The following is a 14170-nucleotide window of genomic DNA, read 5'->3' as shown; positions in this document are numbered from 1 at the left end:
GGTTTACGCCATTTTTAAATTGGTTTTAATTACGGGTTAATTCAGTTAACAGACTTCAGCGATTTAATATTCGCGAAATATGGCTCCTGATTAATTTCAACCACCGTTACCGACTTCATATCACGCGCTGCATCCACCGTTTTCACCAGGCGCCCACCGCGAAGAAGCGGTGATGGCTGGTACATGAAGGTGCTGCCGACATCGTGTTTGCCGTTAAATTCCTTCGCTTTCACTGTTTACTCCCCAACCGCGTCGGGCGGCGTTAGCACAAAACTCAATTCGACTTCCGACCCATTCACGATTAACAGGCTGGCTGGAGAGGAAAAGCGCCTTTCCCCAGACTTCTGCAGCTTTCTGAAATTCGCCGTTTTGTTCGGCAATAACAGCGCTGGACGCATAAGACATGAAAGGGCTGCAGGGTTTGCCAATAATCGCAGTGTTAACCAGAATCGCCATCTCACACCCCCACGGAGGAAATATCGAGACCGATAGGACGGTATTCGTCGGTATCGCCCACACGTTCATAAACACGGATATAAGACTTGCTGCTGACAACCTGTACGGCTTCGCCAATTGCCAGCATCGCCTGCTGCCAGCGTTCGTCTTCAATGTCGTAGCGGCGCAGCGCCAGAACGCGGCCGGTATTGATATTTCCCTCTTTATCCGTATCGAAAGCCTCGTTAATGAGCGCTTTCAGCTCAGGGCGGGCACCTTCTGTCCAGTCGGCCAGGCAGGCATCAATCAGCGCTTTAGCAGACTGAATACGCTCATTGAGGGCGATACGGTCCTGCATGGCCCGCTGGATTTTGTAGCGCCCATCAAAGCTGTAGAGCGTGACGTTGCCTTTTTTTCCGCCTTTCATGGCCCCGTATTTCTCCGCTGAAAGGTCCACGAAGGCCTGAATGTCAGCAAAGGCACGGGACTTCAGTTCCTGCAGGGCAGAAGACACCACGATGGCCTGCTCTACCAGCTCGCCAACGAGATGGTCACGATCGAGGTCAATCTCTTTAACCAGGCTGACAGGGGTCAGAACGCCACGAGCATCAGTCCAGTAGCCCTCTGGCGCGGCAGTGGTGGTGTATTGTTTAGCGGTGATTGCTGCTTTTTCAGTGGACATTGGATTTCCCCTTGTTGGTTTTGGATAACGCTTGACGAATTTTTTCATTTACATGGCCAGCAAGGCCAAACCCTACAGCGGCCGCAACAGACTGGATGCGGTCACTGTCAGTTGCTTCAGATTCAACGCGACACTGAACATCCAGCCCGCGCGGTGTATCGTTTAAACTAATAATTACTTTTGCCATTGAACTCTCCTTCCTAATGAATTGACTCAGACCAGACCACGCGACAGCCGCTTTCATCCTGGTAAACCCCCTGGCGGAAACGACCGCAACGGTCATTGCCAGTAAGATCAAACCGGGCCAGTCCCTGGGCTTTCATCTCTTCGCACCAGGCATGACGTGCAATACGGATGATCGGCTGCGAATGTCTGAGTGAAACCGCCTTGACCTGAACCCCCTTAGAGGTCAAAAACATAATTAGCGTCTCAGCCTGGACAAGCGCTGAAATAATGGCTGCGTTGCCGGTTTGTTGGGAAAGACTGACCATCGCTGTATCCTCAGTTAATGAGCATTTGAGCAAAGCTACGGACCGCACCTGCGCTGACCGCATTACCGCTGATTTCGCTGTGACGACTGACACCACGAACCAGTTTGAAGAGGCGGCGAGCGTTACCATTGCAGGCCTTAAACAGCGCCTCACTGACGTCCTGACTGGCGGCATCAGGCAGCATACTGGCGGCGATATCACAGATATCAGTCTGCGGCAGCGAATCCCCGATATTGAATGCCAGACCCACGCGGCTATATAACTGCTGGTATTCGCCGCGCTTCCCCTTCAGGTTGATGATGAGGCGAGGCATACCCGCCAGAACGAGACCGATACCGGACTTGTCGTGGATACGGCGCAGGGTTTCCAGCGCACGATAAGGGAGGTTTTCAGCCTCATCGACCATCAGCAAACGACCTGAATTACGCAGTGCAGAAATACAGGCCTCACTGAGTTCGTGCATGTTGCCGCGTTTGCTCAGACCCAGCAGGCCACAGAGCTCTTCCAGCACCACTCGGGCGGTGTAACCCGGGTCAGCCTCAATCAGCAGCGCATCATGATGCTGGGAAGCGTATTCACGCAGAATCATCGTCTTACCCAACCCTGCCGCGCCATAAATGACATTCAGATCACCATCCAGATGCGCAAGCCGGATAACTTCGAACCCTTTACGGGATGTGACAGTCGGGATATAGCGCGGCTTGATACGGCGGGATTTCTCCTTTTCCGTTTCACGGGCGATGAAGTTCTGCACCAGTTCGTCAACTTTACTTACGTCACCGGCATAAATGCCTCTTAGGTAGGTACTGACAGTGGCAGCGCTCATGCCGATGGCGCGTGAAACGTGCGTCATGTTGTAACCTTTACGGTCCATCAGCTCTGATAGTTCTTTGGTTAAACTCATTCAATCCTCACTTACCGGGTGTTACCGGTTTTTTTCAGGTATTCATCGCGGTCTGTTTCAAGGAAGAAATAGTGTTCTTCCTCGGTGATACGGCTGTATTCCGCAGGGATAAAACTGGTCAGGTCATCGAAACGCTGGCCCGGCAGAACGGAACGGCCTTCGGCTTCAATTTCCTTACGTTTGTCTTCAACTCTACTCAGGCGGCGATCGCGACGTTTTTCTATGGCCACATCCATCGCACTAACCGGAATAGCGGCCCGTTTGTTGCCGTTCCAGATAGCTGAGCACACATAAGAACCATCCATACGGCGCACGATGACTGATTTCGGGTCATGGATATCGAAGGCAACACGAACCTCTTCGCTGTCGACCTGGATAAGTTCTTCAGAAAAGTAATCGTTGTTAAACAGACGCAACCAGCCACGCTGGGCGGTGCGGACCATTTCAGGCATGAAGGCTTCTCTCAGCTCAACATCCGTCAGGTACTCAATATCGTCGCCTTCAGCTTCAAGTACTGCGCGGCGAAAAGCGGCGGGTGTCATATGTCGCCCGTTACGCTTTGGCAGTTCGCGGTGTTCGTGATTGTTGTTATAGGCGTCGACCTCAGCAGCGATGGCGTCAAGCAGCTGCTGCCATGACGGGAGTTTTCCCAAAGCATTGCGCTGTACCGGCGTCAGCTCGCGCCCGTTTTCCTGTGCTTTTACTGCAGACTGGATCGCACGGGAGGTGATGCGGGCGTGTTCACGGTCTGCGCTGTCGCCACTGAAGGTCTCAAACTGCATCGCAACGCGGCGAGGGATGCCCTTGTTAAGACGTTCGATGATGCCGCGAGACTGAGGACGGCCCGGAATACTGGTCGGGTGCTCAATGCCCAGGCGACTGAAAATACCCGTCACATCTGCATCAAGGGTTTTGTTGGTTTCGCCGCCACCGTTATCTGAATAAACAAATAACGGTTTGCCGCAGTGCTTCATGGCGTAGCGATATGCATCTGCCACCGCGATAACGCTTTCAGAAAGAGCCAGACTCCAGCCCGTCACGAAGCGTGTACGTCCGTCGATGATCAGCGTCAGTTCAGGCGTAAACGGGCGACCATGGTCGGGATGCGCAACCTTCATTTCCAGCGACTTACCATCCGCAATCCAGCAACCATTGACGGGCATTAAAGACCAGTCACGCTTCTGGAAGCATTCATAGGCAAGCGCTTCAGACCCGCTGACCCGGCCACGCGCTTTCTCACGACGGGGCAGCTTCTCCATTGCGCGGCGAACGGCATCATAAGAAGGACAGGCAGAGGCCATGGCGGGCTGATCTGAATAGACCCGAGACCATTCAGCCTGAAAATCCCGATATGCCTCGCGCAAGTTGGGACCCTTACGGCTGCGCCAGTGCGCCAGAAAGTCCGGAAGCCACTTAATCTGTTCAGGCTTTTTCGCTTTTAGATGACCGGGTGCCAACATGGCCATACGCTCAACGCCAGGTTTAGTGGTTTCAAAAATGCTCAACCACTCCTGCAGTGCCCGCGTACCAACACCGGAACGGTTTGCCCCTTTGCGGGCATTCGCAAGCTCGGCAGCACTGAGAAGATGCCCAGGCAAAGTTCCTTTACGCGATTCTAAGGAAACATATTTCACTGCATCTGAACGGGACATACCTGCATCACGTAGCTTTTGGACTTCCATGGCCAACGTGGCGCGGGCATCTGCAATTTCCTTTTGTTTACCCGTGAGAGAGCCGACTTCTCTCTCAAGCAATGCCGGGCACTGTCTGATGAGATCCAATTCCTTACGTGATGTGGCACGAACTTTTTTCCGGGGACTAACTGCATCCACATTGGATTTTGTTTCCAGAATCGCTTGATACATCCTGGAACGAATAGCTTCCTGAGCCTCTTTAGGGAGACTTTCAATTGAGTACTCGTTACCACCGCCTCGACCTGAACGCGCACGGAAATCCCATGCCTGTTTTTTAGCTCTTGCGGCTACACCGGGGCGCGTTTCCGGTACGCCGGGCAACCGCATTTCTGCAAGTTCTTGAGCGGTATAGTGTGTTTTCAGGCTAATCTGGCTCATATGATTAATTCCATTCACCTGAAAATGATTTATGATAACGAGTAGGCCATATTTCATCTGGTGAGATGCCAATTGCATCTGCGATGATTTTCTGGCCTTTAGGCCACGGTCTGTCTAACGCGTTTTTCAGTGCTCCTGAGCTTTTGTAGCCATGATGCAAAGATAAACGACGTAATGACCACCCTTGCTTATGCAGAGCAGCAACGATATCGGCCCTATGCCAGTCAGATAACTTCTGGCTTTTTTTTGCGCTCTCTAATGTACTCATTAGTTAATCTCCGTGATTCAACTCATAAGTACATTAAGATCGAATTCGAGTTATGTAAACCTGAAAATGATTTATTTTTTTCGTTTTCAGGTTCTTTTTGTGCCTCGAAAAGCCGATTTAAAGCTTATTGCGTTTGCTTTCAATGGGTTGAATAGAACCTGAAAAACTTGAAAATTAGTTGTGGAGATTTGCGAGATATGACAAATAAACCTGTAAACGAATTGAAGAGCGAAATCGGAACGCGGATAAAAGCTCAGAGATCAATTCTGAAATTGTCTAGGAATCATGTTGCCGACATGTTAGGTGTTGCACTTTCTACCTTGCAGGCATGGGAGAACGAAGAAAGAGAGCCGAGTGCCACTCACATTCTACGTTTAGCAGACTTACTGAAAGTGTCGGTTGAATGGCTAGTCACTGGAGGGGAAAAAGCGGCTACTGCATTGACCCTAGCTGAAAGGGCTCCAGCAGGTACTGCTTTAGATGTCCAAGGCAACAATGTCGACTTAGACGATTTCGTTTTTGTGCCGAGATATAACGTCTCTGCATCAGCAGGCTATGGTGCCTGGAATGACGACGAAAGTCCTATGTTCACTGTTAGCTTCCGTAGATACTGGATTGTGAACCATCTAAAGGCGGATCCAAAAAAGCTATCTGTTATCAGTGTTGCTGGGGATTCGATGATGGGCGTACTCAATGACAAAGATATAATTCTTGTAAATCATGACGATCGAGACCCTAAAGAAGGTATCTATGTGATTCGATTAGACAGTCAGCTCCTCGTTAAGCTGGTCCAGCGCTTGCCTGGCTCTCAACTTCGCATCAGTAGCACCAATCCTGTATTTGAGCCGTTCGTCGTTGATTTGGAAAACGTACCCAATGATTTCGATGTAGTGGGGAAAGTTGTCTGGTACGGAAGGGTTATTTAAGAACTCTTAAAAGCTGTTTAATAGCTAACAAACTGATTTCAAATTAGTGCAAAATTAAGCGCAAAATTAGCCATAAAATTTCATTTCTCAGCGAGCCGTGCGAAATCCGCGTTGTGCCTCGCATCCCTCGTCGCTCAAGGCTTCCCTCTTTTTTCTCGACTCGATCTCACTATGCAGAAACGATCACCTCCCCATAAAAAGCGGCAGTTACCGAAGGCGTATATCATTTTTCTGCTTTATGGCGTGGTATTCGTGGGCGTGGATTTATGGCTGGCGAACGCGCTGATGGGAATTCCGTTTGGCTCTGATGCGGTACGTTCGGTGATTCGTACCCTTTTCGCTTGCTGTATCTGGATACCCTATTTCCGGGTGTCTGAACGTGTAAAACGGACCTTTGTGAACTGATACCGATGGCGTGCCGCATACGCGGCACGCTTTGTCATACGATTATGCGTCTGGGAATTCACGCATAAGACGTTCTACATCATTCACCATGTGCTCGTTACCCACGAAGAACGGGCGGCGCTGGTGCAGACTCTGTGGGACGATATCCAGAATACGGTCTTTACCGTCACTCGCTTTACCGCCAGCTTGTTCCGCCAGGAACGCCATCGGGTTGCACTCATACAGCAGACGCAGTTTCCCTTCCGGGTGGCTTGCGGTGCTTGGATAGAGATAAATCCCACCTTTCAGCAGGTTACGATGGAAGTCAGCCACCAGAGAACCAATGTAGCGCGTGGTGTACGGACGCTGGGTTGATTTGTCTTCTTCCTGACAGAACTTGAGGTACTTCTTCACGCCCAGCGGGAACTTGATGTAGTTGCCTTCGTTAATGGAATAGGTCGTCCCCTTTTCCGGGAAGCGCATACGTTCCTGACACAGGCAGAACACGCCCAGAGACGGATCGTAAGTGAAGGCGTGAACGCCACAGCCAGTGGTGTAAACCAGCATGGTGGACGAACCGTAAACCACATAACCTGCAGCGACCTGCTGGCTGCCCGGTTGCAGGAAGTCTTCTTCAGTCACTGGCGTGCCGACAGGGGTCACACGGCGGTAGATAGAGAAGATAGTCCCGACAGAAACGTTAACATCGATGTTGCTGGAGCCATCCAAAGGGTCCATCAGCACGACATACTTCGCATGTTCACAGCCTTCGAAGACGACGATTTCATCTTCTTCTTCAGAGGCGATCCCGGCGACGATATCGCGTGCACGCAGTGCGGCTTTTAATTTTTCATTGGCGAACAGGTCGAGTTTTTGCTGCACCTCGCCCTGGACGTTCTCAGCACCGCTGGCACCCAGGATATCAACCAGACCCGCTTTGTTGATATCACGATGGATGATCTTGGCACCCAGTTTTATTGCTGACAGCAGTGCGGTTAACTCACCGGTAGCGTGAGAAAACTCATGCTGTTTCTCAACAATAAATTCACCTAACGTTTTCATACCCTGTCCCTACATTTTATGAGGAGTAATGTGACCTCAACAATATTAACAAAGATTCAAATGTTCGCGCACAGGTGAATCGCGCCAGCAGGATACGGATTATCCTGAAATGCATTTCCGTCACGCGGAACATGTGGGTAAAATGTGCGCCGAAGATAAGAAGGAAAGAGACGAATGCGCATTCATATATTGGGGATTTGTGGCACTTTCATGGGCGGTCTGGCAATGCTGGCCCGCACGCTCGGTCACGAAGTAACGGGTTCGGACGCCAATGTGTATCCGCCGATGAGCACCTTGCTTGAGAAGCAAGGTATTGAACTTATTCAGGGTTATGACGCCAGCCAGCTCGATAACGCGCCGGACCTGGTCATCATCGGTAATGCCATGACGCGCGGAAACCCGTGTGTTGAAGCCGTCCTGGAAAAAAACATTCCGTTCATGTCTGGCCCGCAATGGCTGCATGATTTTGTGCTGCGCGACCGCTGGGTGCTGGCTGTTGCCGGTACACACGGCAAAACCACTACGGCCGGGATGGCGACCTGGATTCTTGAAGTTTGCGGTTATAAGCCTGGCTTCGTGATTGGCGGCGTACCGGGTAACTTCGAGGTTTCCGCTCGTCTGGGTGACAGCCCGTTCTTTGTTATTGAAGCGGACGAATATGATTGTGCGTTCTTCGATAAACGCTCCAAATTCGTGCATTACTGCCCGCGCACGCTGATCCTCAATAACCTTGAGTTTGATCACGCGGATATTTTCGACGATCTGAAAGCAATCCAGAAACAGTTCCACCACCTCGTCCGCATCGTGCCGGGGCAAGGTAAAATCATCTGGCCGGAAAACGACATCAATCTGAAGCAAACGCTGGCGATGGGTTGCTGGAGCGAGCAGGAGCTGGTGGGCGAGCAGGGTCACTGGCTGGCGAAGAAACTGACCACCGATGCTTCCGAGTGGGAAGTGCTACTGGACGGTGAAGTGGTTGGTCAGGTGAAATGGGGCCTCGTCGGTGAACACAACATGCATAACGGTCTGATGGCGATTGCCGCGGCGCGTCATGTCGGTGTGGCACCTAAAGATGCTGCCGATGCGCTGGGTACGTTCATCAATGCACGCCGCCGCCTTGAGCTGCGTGGCGAAGCCAATGGCGTAAAAGTTTACGACGATTTTGCCCACCACCCGACGGCCATTCTGGCGACGCTTGCTGCACTGCGCAGTAAAGTGGGTGGAACGGCACGTATTATCGCCGTGCTCGAACCTCGCTCTAACACCATGAAAATGGGGCACAGCAAAGACGATCTGGCACCCTCTCTGGGCCGCGCTGATGAAGTCTTCCTGCTTCAGCCGCAGCACATTCCGTGGCAGGTTGCAGAAGTGGCTGACGCCTGTGTGCAGCCTGCACACTGGAGCGGCGACGTCGACGTGCTGACTGATATGATCCTCAAAACCGCACTGCCGGGCGATCATATTCTGGTGATGAGTAACGGTGGTTTTGGTGGCATTCATCAGAAACTGCTGGACGGTCTGGCGAAGAAAGCCGAAGCGGCAGCGGCCGAATAAGTCAGCCGTTAAAGACACTGACAGAAAACCGCGCCATCTGATGGGAATGGCGCGGTTTTTTTATGCTTACTCTTTCGCGATAGGTGTCTCAATCACCTGCTGCGTTTTGTTGCCCTGAATGTCCGCTACCCGTTTTTCTACCTCTTTCACCTGGCTGGCGTTATGCAACAGGGTGTAGGTCAGATCGAAACGGGTGCTCTGGCCGGGTTCCAGTTTCTTCACGCGTTTCTGTTCGCGTTCAATGGTCACCGGGTAGGCGTAGCTGGTACCGGGTTCAATCCCGGTGACATAGCCTTGTTTCAGGGTGTCGGTGTTTTTCCACAGCGTCAGGACCGGCAGTTGCTGGGTGTTAAAGCTAATAGCCGCGCCTTTATCGCCTGCTTTGTTGATCACCGCAGCGACGGTCTGCTTAGTGGCATCCGCCAGCGGCTTGAGGTTAAAGACCATCTCATCGAAGCCTTTGGTCGGGCCGCTGTAGGTTTGCCACTCTTTCAGGCCCGCTTTGGCGTAATCGTTAAACGGACTGATACTTTCGACCGGAGCGATAAAGTGCGCACCTTCTTCCAGAATCGGAGTGCCGAAGTTGCTGTGATAGATAATCTGATAGTCATGCGCATAGTCAGCATGGTTGGTCAGCACGTCGTGCAGCGTGAAGCTGTTGCTGCCAGGGATGTAGCTCAGCTCCATTGAGGTTTGCAGATCGGCCTTCTTGAAGGTGCTCTCTTTGACCAGACCACGAATGCGGATTTCATATGGCGCTTTTTCGCTGACATCGACCGAAACCTGCGACGCCGGGGTGTTGCCGACTTTGCCATGCAGCGTGTAAATCTGCCCGTCTGCGGTCACCGGGTGACCGGTCCACTCATAGCCGCAGCGTACTAACATCTCGTTGAATCCATCCAGCCAACCCAGGCCGTTGCGGCTTTCGAGGTTGATATACGCCGGGTTCACCACCTCTTTGACCGGTGAATCCCACCCCATACGGACGCCAAAACCTTCCACGCGCAGTAGATTCATGCCACGGGTCGGGCTCAGGGTAATGGTGAGGCCATTCTGGCTGGTCAGAACGATGATTTTACTGCCTTCCTGCTTACCGCCGTGCAGGACCTTCTGCTCAATGCTGAAAGTCTGATCTTTAATTTTCAGCTGCTGGCTGGTGACCTGCCAGTTTCCTTGTTCTACACCGCTTTCAGCACTCGTCAGCAACCAGGTTTTGGCGCAGACGTTACCGGAGATAAGCAGGGCGAGGGTAGAGAACACCAGAGTCTTCTTCATTGTTCGTTCCTTTTTGCTGAATCGATTATGTGTATGACCTCTGAAATCTAATAATTGCTGACGCCAAAAAATGTGATCGATTTCATCTGGTGTAATAAAGCGTCATAAAGTGATCAAAAATTAGCTTTTGATCGCCTTTGTAAATGTAATTAGTGAGTTATATACAAAAAAGTTGTGATATTAATCGGTATTTGCCTTAACGATTCAGCTTGTTTGTGACCGGGAAATCAGAGGGATAAGAACAAGCGCTGAACAGCCTGAGCTGGCATATTCAGCGCGGGAGGAGGGGCTTACCTCATGGCATAGCGGATGTTCAAGGACGCTTCTTCCCTCAGGACGTTTGCTTTCACCCGCCAGGTTTGTTCAATCAAATCTGGGGTCAGTACCGCTTCAGGCGGGCCATTGGCGATCACTTTGCCGGACTTCAGCAAAACCAGCCTCTGGCAGTAGTTGGCGGCGAGATTAAGATCATGCAGCGCGACCACCACCGTGATCGGCAGTTTCGCAATCAGCGTCATCAGTTCCAGTTGGAACTCGATATCAAGATGGTTGGTCGGTTCATCCAGAATCAGTAGCTGCGGCTGCTGAGCCAGCGCGCGGGCTATCTGCGTGCGCTGGCGTTCACCGCCAGAAAGCTGTCGCCAGCGGCGGTGACGCAAAGCAGAGAGGGTCATCAGACGAATGGCGTCCTCAACGGCTTTATCATCGGCGCCGTTCCAGGCGAAAAGCCCCCGACGGTGTGGCGTGCGCCCCAGGCGGACGATCTGCTCGACGCAAAGATCGCCGTCGACCTCGGCGTGCTGAGGAACAAATGCCAGCTGTTTTGCCCGACTGCGCAGAGGCATCTCATTGAGCGGGGTGCCATCAAAGCAGACATGATGGGCATAGCGCGGGAACAATCCGGCCATGCAACGTAGCAGTGTCGATTTTCCTGAACCGTTTGGCCCCAGCAGGCCGACGATTTCGCCGGTTCCCAGTTCAAGGTCGATGCCCTGAAGCACCTTCTGCGATTGCAGGGCCATTTGTAATCCACTGACTGAAATATTCATTCTCTCTTCTCCCGACTGCGATAGAGCAGGATCACAAAAGCCGGTGCGCCCACGAGTGCAGTGACGACCCCAATGGGCAGCACCTGGTGGGTAATTATCGTGCGGGAAACCACATCGGCGAGGATCATAAAGTGGCTGCCGACCAGGAAGGTCAGCGGAATGGACTGGCGATGACCGGGGCCGCACAGCATACGGGTGACATGGGGGATAACCAGTCCGACAAATCCCACTGCGCCAATGGTGCTGACCATCACCGCCGTCACCAGTGCGCAGGTGAGCAATAAAACCATGCGCACCAGCGGCACCGGCACGCCCAGGGTGGTGGAAACCTCGTCGCCAAAGGTGAAGGTATCCAGCGAACGCGAAAAGGCGAAGATCACCAGAAAGCCGGCAATCACGACCGCCAGGGCCAGAATGGCATCCGGCCAACGTACGCCGCTCAGGCTTCCCAGCAGCCAGAACATCACACTGCGTGACTGTTCGGCATTGGCCGATGTGCTGACAATGTACGCGGTCATGGCGTTAAAAAGCTGCGTACCGGCAATGCCCGCCAGCAGTATCCGGGGCGGGCTTTCGGTCATGCCGTGTGTGATGAGCATGATCAGGACAAAGGCGCAGCAGGCACCAATAAACGCACCGCTACTGATGCCCAGCGTGCTGCCGCCTATCCCTAACAACATCACACAGACCGCGCCCAGCGAGGCCCCGGAAGAGATCCCCAGCAGATACGGCTCCGCCAGCGGGTTGCGCAGAATCGCCTGCATCACCAGGCCGCAAAGTGCCAGTCCCCCTCCGCTACATGCCGCCATCAGTGCGCGGCTCATGCGGTACTGCCAGACAATCCCCTCTTCAACCTGCGGCAGGGCATAGGTTCCCAGCCCGAGCCCATTGAGAATGGCTTTACCTGCATTGGCGTACGACACCGGCATATCGCCGACGGTCGCGGCGAAAACCAGCATCAGTGGTAATGCCAGTAACCCGAGTGCCAGCAGGCTGCGCTGCCGCCAGTGCGGCAGAGCGAAGGGAAAGCGGGCAGAGAGAAGACTCATGGCGCAGCCTGGAACGCGGCGAGTTTTTCACTGATCGTTTCGACGGCATCGACGTTACGCAGTGAAGGGTTCAGCGACATGGCAGGTACGACAATAATGTGGCCGTTTTTCACCGCCGGAATATCTTTGGTTACCGGATCGTCGTGCAAAAATGCGGTCTTCACTGCCACATCATCAGCAGGATAGAGCCGACGCGACATCTCGGCGATCACGATGATGTCCGGCTGCGCCTGGGCGATATGCTCCCATGTGACGGCAGGCCATTCGTCATGCGAATCGATGATGTTTTTCAGCCCAAGGGTATGGCTGATCCAGCCCGGCGCGCCATAATCGCCCGCCACCCAGGGATCACCTTTCAGACGGCTGCTGGAGAACCAGAACACTACTTTCAGCGGCTTGCTACGCTGCGCTGCCGCGCGTTCCTGCGCTTTCTTAATTCGTTGCGCCAGCGCCTGGTTGAGTTTTTCACCCTGCTGCTGCACGTCAAAAAGGGCAGCCAGTTCAGTGACTTCACGTTCTATTTCCGCAATCGTAAAGGGCGTGCTGCGCGCACCGTCGCTGTTAGAGGTGTCGGTGACGCTTTTACCGATGCAGTCGGCAGGGGAGATCCAGGTCGGGATACCCAGCGAAGCAAACTGTTCGCGGGTGGCGGTTTCACCCTGCGGCCCGATATGCCAGTGATACTGCGCCAGCACCAGGTCCGGATTCTGCGCGGTGACCGCTTCAAAAGAAGGGGCGTTATCCGCCAGTTTCTTCAGACCCTTGCCCTGTTCCGCCAGTGGCGCTGGTAAGGGGCCAAACCACACGGAGGTGGCGCTGATGTTCTTCTCCAGCCCCAGCGCCAGCAGCAGTTCCGTCTCATGCTGCCCAACCGTCACCACCCGCTGGGGGGCCTGGTTAAAGGTTTCTTTGACTCCGCAGTTTTCCACGGTGAGCGGATAAACCTGAGCGGCCAGACCGGCCTGCGCAAAGCCCATTAGGGCAGACAGCAACACTATTTTTCTGATGAACACGTTCTCGATCCTGAAATTGTTATGTTATAACATAATACATATTATGCGTCAGGGAGCAACACGGGGAATCATTCAGGAGGGGGTGATGAAAGAAAAAGTGGTGAATCTCACGCCGTCGGAGCAGCACAAACTCCAGGTCAGGTTCAATAAACTCAAGGGGCAACTGGCGTCAGTCGAGGGTCTGCTTGTCAGCCCGATGCCTTATGCGGGAACCTTGCAACAGCTCTCCGCGGTGAACGGTGCTCTGAAAGCCATGATGCGTGAGATTCTTGAACTGAGCGTGCGCAGTGAAGTGGCCTGTCTTGCCCGGCAGGAAGCCGCCCACAATGCCGACGACATCATTCTGGCGATGCGCAGTTTTTTGAAATAGGGATAAGTGACTGAAGAGAAAAGCGATGTGCGGAGGCGAGTCCGCACATCTGAGAAGGGGATTATTCCTGACCTTCTGCCAGCTCGCGCAGATACTGGAAAATCAAACGAGAAGACTTCGGCGGCTTATTGCCTTCTTTCTCTTTCTTGGCATTGCGGATAAGCGAACGCAGCTGCTGACGATCCGCGTCAGGCCACAGGTTCATCACTTCTGCCAGCGCGTCGTCGCCATTTTCAATCAGACGATCGCGGATCTGTTCCAGTTTGTGGAAAAGCGCCACCTGTTGGTTATGGCGGTTTTTCAGCTTGTCCAGCGCCTGGCGAATCGGATCAACGTCGCGCTGGCGCAACATTTTACCAATCAGCTGCAGCTGGCGGCGGCGGCCTTCTTTCTTGATACGCTGGGCGAGTTCAATCGCGGCGCGCAGATCCGGGTCCAGCGGAATTTTATCGAGCGCGTTTTTGCCAAGCTCAACCATTTCCAGGCCAAGTTGTTTTAACTCTTCGGCGTCGCGCTTAATTTCACTCTTACTGACCCAGATTATCTCATCATCTTCGTCCTCGATGTCGTCACCGGGAACGTCGTCGAGCCAGTCTTCGGGCTGCTTTGTCATCTATGGCTCCTTAAAAAAGAGGC

The 14170-nt window shown here is 53.1% G+C and carries 18 protein-coding genes; 4 read left to right on the top strand and 14 right to left on the bottom strand.

Going from position 1 to position 14170, the window contains the following annotated elements; translation table 11 throughout:
- Positions 1-41: 41 nt before the first annotated feature.
- From AC5JPW_RS12445 to AC5JPW_RS12410, 8 genes are read right to left on the bottom strand one after another with little or no spacing between them, the layout of a single operon-like run.
- A complete protein-coding gene (locus AC5JPW_RS12445; protein ID WP_494240637.1) occupies positions 42-233 on the bottom strand; it encodes a hypothetical protein in 192 nt (63 codons plus the stop codon).
- Entirely contained in the window at positions 214-456 is a 243-nt protein-coding gene (locus tag AC5JPW_RS12440) for an ANR family transcriptional regulator (RefSeq protein WP_494240635.1), read from the bottom strand. The genes AC5JPW_RS12445 and AC5JPW_RS12440 overlap by 20 nt, the downstream gene beginning before the upstream one ends.
- 1 nt (position 457) lies before the next feature.
- Positions 458-1117, bottom strand: coding sequence for a DUF3164 family protein (locus AC5JPW_RS12435; RefSeq protein WP_494240634.1), 660 nt, complete (start codon positions 1115-1117; stop codon positions 458-460).
- A complete protein-coding gene (locus AC5JPW_RS12430; protein ID WP_494240633.1) occupies positions 1107-1304 on the bottom strand; it encodes a hypothetical protein in 198 nt (65 codons plus the stop codon). Before AC5JPW_RS12430 ends, AC5JPW_RS12435 begins: the two co-directional genes overlap by 11 nt.
- A gap of 13 nt (positions 1305-1317) precedes the next feature.
- Positions 1318-1608 (bottom strand): hypothetical protein, encoded by a 291-nt coding sequence (locus AC5JPW_RS12425; RefSeq protein WP_494240631.1) that lies wholly within the window; start codon positions 1606-1608, stop codon positions 1318-1320.
- 10 nt (positions 1609-1618) lie between these two features.
- Positions 1619-2512: an AAA family ATPase gene (locus AC5JPW_RS12420; RefSeq protein ID WP_494240630.1), complete on the bottom strand. Its 894-nt coding sequence runs from the start codon at positions 2510-2512 to the stop codon at positions 1619-1621.
- Between the two features lie 11 nt (positions 2513-2523).
- Positions 2524-4584: a Mu transposase C-terminal domain-containing protein gene (locus tag AC5JPW_RS12415; RefSeq protein ID WP_494240628.1), complete on the bottom strand. Its 2061-nt coding sequence runs from the start codon at positions 4582-4584 to the stop codon at positions 2524-2526.
- 4 nt (positions 4585-4588) lie between these two features.
- The gene (locus AC5JPW_RS12410; protein ID WP_494240626.1) at positions 4589-4852 is read right to left on the bottom strand and encodes a helix-turn-helix domain-containing protein; all 264 of its coding nucleotides are present in this window, start codon (positions 4850-4852) and stop codon (positions 4589-4591) included.
- Between the two features lie 197 nt (positions 4853-5049).
- Between AC5JPW_RS12410 and AC5JPW_RS12405 the strand changes: the two genes are divergently transcribed.
- The gene (locus AC5JPW_RS12405; RefSeq protein ID WP_494240625.1) at positions 5050-5778 is read left to right on the top strand and encodes an XRE family transcriptional regulator; all 729 of its coding nucleotides are present in this window, start codon (positions 5050-5052) and stop codon (positions 5776-5778) included.
- Positions 5779-5949: 171 nt separating this feature from the next.
- Entirely contained in the window at positions 5950-6183 is a 234-nt protein-coding gene (locus AC5JPW_RS12400) for a DUF2569 domain-containing protein (protein ID WP_494240624.1), read from the top strand.
- Between the two features lie 42 nt (positions 6184-6225).
- On the opposite strand, the gene fbp is transcribed toward AC5JPW_RS12400, so the two are convergent.
- Entirely contained in the window at positions 6226-7224 is a 999-nt protein-coding gene (gene fbp, locus AC5JPW_RS12395; protein ID WP_494240622.1) for a class 1 fructose-bisphosphatase, read from the bottom strand.
- A 174-nt stretch (positions 7225-7398) separates the two neighbouring features.
- Here fbp and mpl point away from each other — a divergent pair, with 174 nt between their 5' ends.
- Complete coding sequence (gene mpl / locus AC5JPW_RS12390; protein WP_494240621.1) at positions 7399-8778, top strand: UDP-N-acetylmuramate:L-alanyl-gamma-D-glutamyl-meso-diaminopimelate ligase; 1380 nt, start codon at positions 7399-7401, stop codon at positions 8776-8778.
- Between the two features lie 66 nt (positions 8779-8844).
- Here the strand turns inward: mpl and AC5JPW_RS12385 are convergent, their stop codons facing one another.
- The 4 genes from AC5JPW_RS12385 to AC5JPW_RS12370 form a co-directional block, all read right to left on the bottom strand.
- The gene (locus AC5JPW_RS12385; protein WP_494240619.1) at positions 8845-10053 is read right to left on the bottom strand and encodes an aldose 1-epimerase family protein; all 1209 of its coding nucleotides are present in this window, start codon (positions 10051-10053) and stop codon (positions 8845-8847) included.
- Between the two features lie 290 nt (positions 10054-10343).
- Complete coding sequence (locus AC5JPW_RS12380; protein WP_494240618.1) at positions 10344-11102, bottom strand: ABC transporter ATP-binding protein; 759 nt, start codon at positions 11100-11102, stop codon at positions 10344-10346.
- Positions 11099-12151, bottom strand: a complete 1053-nt coding sequence (locus AC5JPW_RS12375; protein ID WP_494240616.1) for a FecCD family ABC transporter permease — start codon at positions 12149-12151, stop codon at positions 11099-11101. Before AC5JPW_RS12375 ends, AC5JPW_RS12380 begins: the two co-directional genes overlap by 4 nt.
- On the bottom strand, positions 12148-13164 hold the full coding sequence (locus AC5JPW_RS12370) for an ABC transporter substrate-binding protein (protein WP_494240614.1): 1017 nt from the start codon (positions 13162-13164) through the stop codon (positions 12148-12150). The genes AC5JPW_RS12375 and AC5JPW_RS12370 overlap by 4 nt, the downstream gene beginning before the upstream one ends.
- An 85-nt stretch (positions 13165-13249) precedes the next feature.
- Here AC5JPW_RS12370 and AC5JPW_RS12365 point away from each other — a divergent pair, with 85 nt between their 5' ends.
- Positions 13250-13534: a metal-sensing transcriptional repressor gene (locus AC5JPW_RS12365; protein WP_494240613.1), complete on the top strand. Its 285-nt coding sequence runs from the start codon at positions 13250-13252 to the stop codon at positions 13532-13534.
- Between the two features lie 61 nt (positions 13535-13595).
- Here the strand turns inward: AC5JPW_RS12365 and yjgA are convergent, their stop codons facing one another.
- Positions 13596-14147, bottom strand: coding sequence for a ribosome biogenesis factor YjgA (gene yjgA, locus AC5JPW_RS12360; RefSeq protein WP_494240611.1), 552 nt, complete (start codon positions 14145-14147; stop codon positions 13596-13598).
- Between the last annotated feature and the right edge of the window lie 23 nt (positions 14148-14170).

It is taken from the genome of Phytobacter sp., from assembly GCF_059074235.1.
This window is presented reverse-complemented; position numbering and strand designations above follow the sequence as displayed.